The 6,717-nt window shown below is 71.2% G+C and carries 8 protein-coding genes; all 8 read left to right on the top strand.

Going from position 1 to position 6,717, the window contains the following annotated elements:
* Window positions 1-267, top strand: a 267-nt coding sequence (locus E7Z54_RS19260; protein WP_206056408.1) for a hypothetical protein, incomplete at its 5' end; no start/stop codon positions are given.
* Between the two features lie 72 nt (window positions 268-339).
* Window positions 340-777 (top strand): phage tail protein, encoded by a 438-nt coding sequence (locus tag E7Z54_RS19255; RefSeq protein ID WP_136436343.1) that lies wholly within the window; start codon window positions 340-342, stop codon window positions 775-777.
* Window positions 778-788: 11 nt separating this feature from the next.
* A complete protein-coding gene (locus E7Z54_RS19250) occupies window positions 789-1,574 on the top strand; it encodes a LysM peptidoglycan-binding domain-containing protein (protein ID WP_136436342.1) in 786 nt (261 codons plus the stop codon).
* The gene (locus E7Z54_RS19245) at window positions 1,561-3,327 is read left to right on the top strand and encodes a VgrG-related protein (protein ID WP_136436341.1); all 1,767 of its coding nucleotides are present in this window, start codon (window positions 1,561-1,563) and stop codon (window positions 3,325-3,327) included. Before E7Z54_RS19250 ends, E7Z54_RS19245 begins: the two co-directional genes overlap by 14 nt.
* Entirely contained in the window at window positions 3,327-3,614 is a 288-nt protein-coding gene (locus E7Z54_RS19240; RefSeq protein WP_136436340.1) for a PAAR domain-containing protein, read from the top strand. Before E7Z54_RS19245 ends, E7Z54_RS19240 begins: the two co-directional genes overlap by 1 nt.
* 3 nt (window positions 3,615-3,617) lie before the next feature.
* Complete coding sequence (locus E7Z54_RS19235; RefSeq protein ID WP_136436339.1) at window positions 3,618-4,025, top strand: GPW/gp25 family protein; 408 nt, start codon at window positions 3,618-3,620, stop codon at window positions 4,023-4,025.
* Window positions 4,022-5,974 carry a putative baseplate assembly protein gene (locus E7Z54_RS19230; protein WP_136436338.1) on the top strand — a complete coding sequence of 651 codons (1,953 nt, stop codon included), beginning with the start codon at window positions 4,022-4,024 and terminating at the stop codon, window positions 5,972-5,974. The genes E7Z54_RS19235 and E7Z54_RS19230 overlap by 4 nt, the downstream gene beginning before the upstream one ends.
* Window positions 5,967-6,548: a phage tail protein I gene (locus E7Z54_RS19225; protein WP_206056407.1), complete on the top strand. Its 582-nt coding sequence runs from the start codon at window positions 5,967-5,969 to the stop codon at window positions 6,546-6,548. Before E7Z54_RS19230 ends, E7Z54_RS19225 begins: the two co-directional genes overlap by 8 nt.
* Window positions 6,549-6,717: the final 169 nt, after the last annotated feature.

The raw sequence follows: 6,717 nt of genomic DNA, 5'->3' as shown, positions 1-6,717 counted from the left end.
CAGGAGCCGCCGACCGTCGTGCAGCGCGACGAGGCCGCCGCCCCGGACGTCGGCGCGGAGACGGAGGCTCCGGCCCGGCCCACCGGGGCCCATGGAGCGCCTGCTGTCGCCGCGCCGACGGCCACCGCGCCCGCTCCGGCGGCACCGCAGACGCCCGAGCAGGCCGAGGCGCTGGCCCGGCAGCTGTTCCCGCCCATGCTGCGGATGATCCGCAGCGAGTTCGTCGTCGACCGGGAGCGACGGGGGATCCGCACGGATCGTTGGTGAGTGCCTGCTGAGTGAACGGACGGACCGTGTCCCTGAGGAGACGGCCGAGGAGCGGAAGGGAACCGAGACACGATGAGCCAGCTGCAGGACGTCGAGACTGCGGTCAGCGTCTGCTACAAGGTGACGATCGACGGGCGCGACCTCGGCTCGTTCTCCAGCTGCGAGGGCATGGGCGTGGAGGTCGTCATGGAGACTCGCGAGGAGGGCGGGAACAACGGCTACGTCTGGCAGCTCCCTTCGCGACTGAAGTTCCCCAACGTGAAGTTCTCGCGCCCGCTCGGCAAGCAGACCTCACAGATCACCAGCTGGATCGCGGAGATGGTCACCGGCTACCAGCGGCACACCGCCACGATCGAGGCGATGACCGCCAACGGGACCGTCGTGGCCACGTGGTCGCTCAACGAGGTGGTCCCGGTCCGGTGGACCGGTCCCCAGCTGAGCCCGGACCAGCCGAAGGTGCTGACCGAGACGCTCGAGATCGCCCACCACGGGTTCATCCCGAACGGCTGAGGAGGCAGGCGATGAGCAGCAGTCCGGTCGGGTTCCAGGCGGCCTCCGCAGCAGGAGGCGGCGAAGCGAAGCTGGAGCACGCCTACCTCCAGGTCTACGAGCCCTCGAAGGACGGCTCCCTCGCCGCGCCGGGCCCGAAGATGGCGCCCATCGACTTCCAGTTCAACCCCAAGGAGCTCTCACTCCAGAAGACGGCCAACTGGAAGCGTGAGGAGGCCAAGGGCAACAAGTCCGCGTCGCCACCGGAGTTCAAGGGCGCGCAGCCCTCGAAGCTGACTCTCGAGATCTTCCTCGACTCCAAAGGCGAGCACAACACGTCGGTGGTGAAGGGAGTGGAGGCCCTCTTCCTGCTGACGGTGCCGCTCGACAAGACGCTCACGACGAAGAAGCCGTCTCCACCCTGGGTGGTCTTCCGGTGGGGCTCCCTCACGAGCTTCCTCGGCTACGTCAGCCAGGTCCAGGCCAAGTACACCCTCTTCACGAGCGGGGGAGTGCCGATCCGCGCGACCTGCCAGGTGACCCTCGAGGAGCTGTCCGGCGACCCGTCCCGCCAGAACCCGACCTCAGGCGGTCTCGTCCCGCAACGAGTCCACCAGGTGATCGAGGGCGACTCGCTGCCGGCGATCGCGTACGCGGAGTACGGGAAGCCATCCCTGTGGCGGCCGATCGCCGTCCTGAACCGGATCGACGACCCCACCCGCCTGCGGCCCGGAACCCAGCTCCTCCTGCCGGCGCTGGAGGAGATCGAAGGCGAGTCCCGGGGACGGCAGAAGGGGCTGGGGCATGCCGCACGGTGAGGAGTTCAGCAACACCCTCCTGGTCAAGGTCGCCGGCACCCCGCTGCCGGCCGACGTCGCCACGCAGTTGGTCTCGAGCTGTGTCGACGGGAGCACCCGGGTCCCTGACCTGTTCATGCTGCGGTTCATCGACCCCGGCGGCACCGTCCTCGCCAAAGGGGGCTTCGAGATCGGCGTCCGGGTCGAGCTCAGCGTGCAGAACACCGCGCCGGGCGGGCCGGACCCACTGCTGGTCGGCGAGGTGACCGCGCTCGAGGCGGAGGTCAGTGACGCCGGTGTCCACACCATCGTCCGTGGTCTCGATCTGGCGCACCGGCTCTACCGCGGAACGAGGGTCAAGGCGTACCTCAACATGACGGCCTCCGACATCGTCCGGCAGGTGGCGCAGGGAGCGGGACTCGACTGCCAGGTCGACCCCACGCCGGCACTGCTGGAGCACACCACCCAGGCCGGTGAGAGCGACTGGGCGTTCCTGGCCCGTCTGTCCACCCAGCACGACCGGCTGCTCACGGTGAGCGCCGGCAAGCTTCACTTCATCAGACGCCCGCAGGCCGGCGAGGCCCCGGGAGGCACCGATGCCCGGACCGAGCCCCTGGTCCTGCAGCAGGGTGTCAACCTCATCGACCTGCGGGCCACCGTCACCGCGGCCGGGCAGGTCAGTGACGTCCACGTGCGCGGCTGGGACCCCGGGGCGAAGCACGAGGTGACGGCGGACGCCCCATGCCGGACCGAGAGCGCACAGCTCGAGGGCGGGACGACACCTGGGCAGGTCGCCGGCAAGTTCCCGAGCCCGCCGTACGTCGTCGGGGACTCGCGGCTCGCGGACCAGGCGATCGTCGACTCGGCGGCGGCCTCACTGGCCGACCACGTTGCCGGGGGCTTCGCGGAGATCGAGGGCATCGCCCGGGGGAACCCGGCCCTTCGGGCCGGCACGGCGGTCAAGCTCGCCGGGCTCGGCGAGCCGTTCGTCGGCCGCTACGTGCTCACCTCGGCGCGCCACGACTTCCGGCCCCAGTACGGCTATCGCACCCACTTCACGGCGAGCAACACCTCGGAGCGCTCTCTCTTCGGCACCGTTCAGACGGCGCCCGACATCGATCCGCGGATCGCAGGAGTGGTGCCGGCGGTGGTCACCAGCGTGCAGGACCCCGAGAAGCTGGGCCGGGTCAAGGTGAAGATGCCCTGGCTCTCGGACGACTACGAGTCGGGTTGGTGCCGGACCGTTCACGCCGGAGCGGGGAAGGAGCGCGGACTCGTGCTCCTGCCCGAGGCCGACGACGAGGTGCTGGTCTGCTTCGCGCACGGCGACCTCGGCCACCCCTACGTCCTGGGCGGGCTGTTCAACGGCTCCGACCTGCCGAAGGACGGCTGGTCACACCACGTGGATGGGGGGAACGGTCAGGTCGCGAGTCGTGCCTGGGTGTCCCGGACCGGCATGCGCGTCGAGCTGCTCGAGGCGGGCGGCGACGAGGGCATCGAGATCAGTACGAACAACGGCCAGAAGGTGCTGCTCAAGCAGACCGACCAACGTGTCCAGATCGTCTCCGCGGGTCCGGTCGAGGTCACCGCGCAGCAGGACGTGAAGATCGACGCCCAGGCGAACGTCTCCGTGAAGGCCCAGCAGTCGGTCAAGGTCGACGGGCAGCAGGTGGAGGTCACCGGCCTGGCCGGGGTGACCATCAAGGGCCCGATGATCAACGTCGAGGCCGACGGTCCGCTGACCCTCAAGGGCGCGATCGTGAGGATCAACTGATGGCCGCCCCGGCCGCTCGGGTGTCGGACCTGACGCCGCACCCGGGCGTGATCACCGGGCCAGGTGTGGCGACAGTGCTGATCGGCGGCCTGCCGGCGGCGACCGTCGGCGACCTGCACACCTGCTCGTTCCCGCCGCCGGCCGGTCCGCACCCTCCCTCACCCATCGTCATGGGATCGGCCACGGTCCTCATCAGCAGCAAGCCGGCCGCTCGCGTCGGCGACCTGACCGGCTGCGGTGCGGCGATCCTCCCGCCGGGCTGCCCGACCGTGCTGATCGGGGGATGAGAGATGGGCTCGGAGTTCGTCGGATCGGGCTGGTCGTTCCCGCTGCGGACCGACCCGACCGGACGGGTGGCGCTGGTCACCGGGCGTCAGGAGATCGAGGAGAGCATCCGGCTGATCCTGATGACCGCACCCGGCGAGCGACCGATGCGCCCGGAGTTCGGGTGTGCGGTGCACGACTACGTCTTCGCGCCCGCCGATGCGGGGACCGCGGGGGACATCGCCTACGCCGTCCGGATCGCGCTGAACCGGTGGGAGCCCAGAGTCGACGTCGAGGACGTCGCCGTGCGGTTCGACGCCGTCGACCGCGGCGTGCTCTACATCGAGATCAGCTACTCCCTGCGCGGTGAGAACGACCCGCGCAACCTCGTCTTCCCGTTCTATGTCATCCCGCCCCACGAGGAGGACGCATGACCCTGCCGGTGCCCAACCTCGACGATCGTCGGTTCCAGGATCTGGTCGACGACGCCAAGCGCATGGTCCAGCAACGCTGCCCCGAGTGGACCGACCACAACGTGTCGGACCCGGGGGTGACCCTGATCGAGACGTTCGCGTTCATGACCGACGAGCTGCTCTACCGGCTCAACCGCGTTCCGGACCGCCTCTACATCACGTTCCTCGACCTGCTCGGCGTCACCCTGCACCCGCCGACACCGGCCCGGGTCGACGTCACCGCGTGGCTCGGTGCCGCCGCCAAGGAGACGATCGTGCTCCCGGCCGGCGCAGAGGTCGCCACGGTGCGAACGCCCCAGCAGGAGGCGGTGGTGTTCGCGACCGCTGCGGATCTCGTCATGGCGCCGCGCGCGCTGGCGCACGTGGTCACCGACAACGCCGCCGGCGATCCCGAGCGCCGCGACGACGAGCTGAGCCTCGGCACCGAGTTCCCGTGCTTCAGCGAGCAGCCGGCGTACGACGACCTGTTGTACGTCGGACTCGACGACGCGGCCCCGTCCTGCGCGATCGGGCTCCGCTTCGCCTGCCACCTGCAGGGGGTCGGGGTGGACCCCACCCGGCCGCCGCTGGTGTGGGAGGCCTGGGACGGCACGGGGTGGGTCCCGTGCGACGTCGATCGCGACACGACCGGCGGCCTCAACCGCGCCGGTGACGTGATCCTGCACGTGCCGAGCACCCACACCGCTTCGGTGGTCGCAAAGGTCCGGGCGGGCTGGTTGCGCTGCCGCGTCGTCGCCCCGGCCGAGGGCTACCCCTTCTACAGCGCGTCACCGACGATCACCGAGCTGTCGGCGTACACGATCGGGGGCACGGTGACCGCGACGCACGCGGAGACGCTGACCGACGAGGTCCTCGGACTCTCCGAGGGCGTGCCCGGCCAGGTCTTCCAGCTGACCCGCGGCCCACTGGTCGCCGACGGCGATCCGTTCGTCGTCGAGGTCGCTGCGGGATCCGGCTGGGACCGGTGGGAGGAGGTCGGCTCGTTCGCCGACGCGGCGCCGGACGACCAGGTCGTGCGGGTGGTCCGCGCGACCGGCGAGGTGCAGTTCGGCCCGGCGGTGCGCGAGGCCGCCGGCACGATGCGCCAGTACGGCGCCGTCCCGCCGAAGGGCGCCCCGATGCGGGTGCCGTCGTACCGGATCGGGGGAGGCCCGGCAGGCAACGTCGCGGCTGGAGCGATCAAGGTCCTGCGCACGACGGTGCCCGGGGTCGACCGGGTGCAGAACCGTCGCGCCGCGGTCGGCGGCGTCGCTCCGGAGACCGTGGACGAGGCCAAGCTCCGCGGCCCGCTCGCCCTGCGCACCCGCGACCGCGCCGTGACCTGTGAGGACTACGAGCAGCTCGCGAAGGCCGCGGCGCCCCAGATCGCCCGGGTGAAGGCGGTGCCCGCCGGGAGCGCCGGAGAGGAGAACGGCGTCCGGGTGCTGCTGGTGCCCGCCGCGCCGGTGGACGCCGAGGCCCGGTTGCGGTTCGAGGACCTGGTGCCGACGACGGAGACCCTGCAGGCCGTCACGTCGTTCATCGACACCCGCCGCACCGTGGGGGCCCGAGTCGTCGTCGAGCCGCCGTTCTACCAGGGGGTCACCGTGGTCACCACCCTCGTCGCCCTCGCCCGCACGTCCTCGGTGGAGCTGGAGAGAGCCGCGCGGATCGCGCTGAACCGCTACTTCGACCCGCTCACGGGGGGCATCGAGGGGCGCGGCTGGCCCTTCGGCCGGCCGGTCCAGGCCGGCGAGGTGTACGCCGTGCTCCAGCAGCTGTCCGGCACGGAGCTGGTCGAGGAGGTGCTGCTCTTCGCGGCGGACCCGATCACGGGCAAACGGGGCGAGCCGGTGCAGCGGATCGACCTCGACCGTTTCGCGCTGGTCTTCTCCTACGACCACCGGGTGCGGGTGATCCGCGGTGGCTGACAACTCGACCCCGAGTCGCCGCGGGTTGGTGAAGGGGCTGGTCTCGCCCTCCCCGGTGGCCCAGCGCCTGCCCGGCGTGCTCCAGGACGACGACCTGATGGTCCGGTTCGTCAGCGCCTTCGACGACTCCTATGCGCCGATCTACGCCACTCTCGACTCGCTCGCGTCCTACTTCGACCCGCAGCTGGCGCCCGAGGACTTCCTCGCCTGGCTGGCCACCTGGGTCGGGGTGGAGCTCGACGACGCGTGGTCGACCGCGGACCGTCGCCGGATCATCGCGGACGCCGCACGGCTCCATCGCCAGCGCGGCACGGCGCAGGGCATCGAGGGTGCGCTGGAGCAGGGGCTCGGCGCGGCCGAGGTGACCGTCGCCGACTCCGGTGCCTGCACCTGGTCCCAGAAGCCCGGTGCCGACCCCGAGGGCAGCAGTCCGCCCTCGGTCTCGGTGACGGTCGCCGTCACCGACCCTGACGAGGTCGACGTACGACGCGTCGAGGCACTGCTGGAGGGCGTCTGCCCTGCGCACGTCGCCCGGCACTACAGCGTGGTCCGCGCAGGAGGTGGGGAGAGATGAGCCAGTCGTGTCCCGTGTGCGCGGTCACCCTCGAGGAGGGCGAGCGCTTCTGCGGCGAGTGCGGCTCCTACGTCGACTGGTCGGCGAACGAGAGCGTCGACCAGACGGCCGAGCCGGTGCCGGCGGGTGCGCCGGCAGGGGGGCCTCCGGGGTCCCCGCACCCGCCGCC

Source organism: Nocardioides sp., assembly GCF_004803405.1.
Taxonomy (GTDB): Bacteria; Actinomycetota; Actinomycetes; order Propionibacteriales; family Nocardioidaceae; genus Nocardioides; species Nocardioides vastitatis.
The sequence above is the reverse complement of the archived record's forward strand: the minus strand, read 5'-3'. Positions and strand labels throughout refer to the sequence as shown.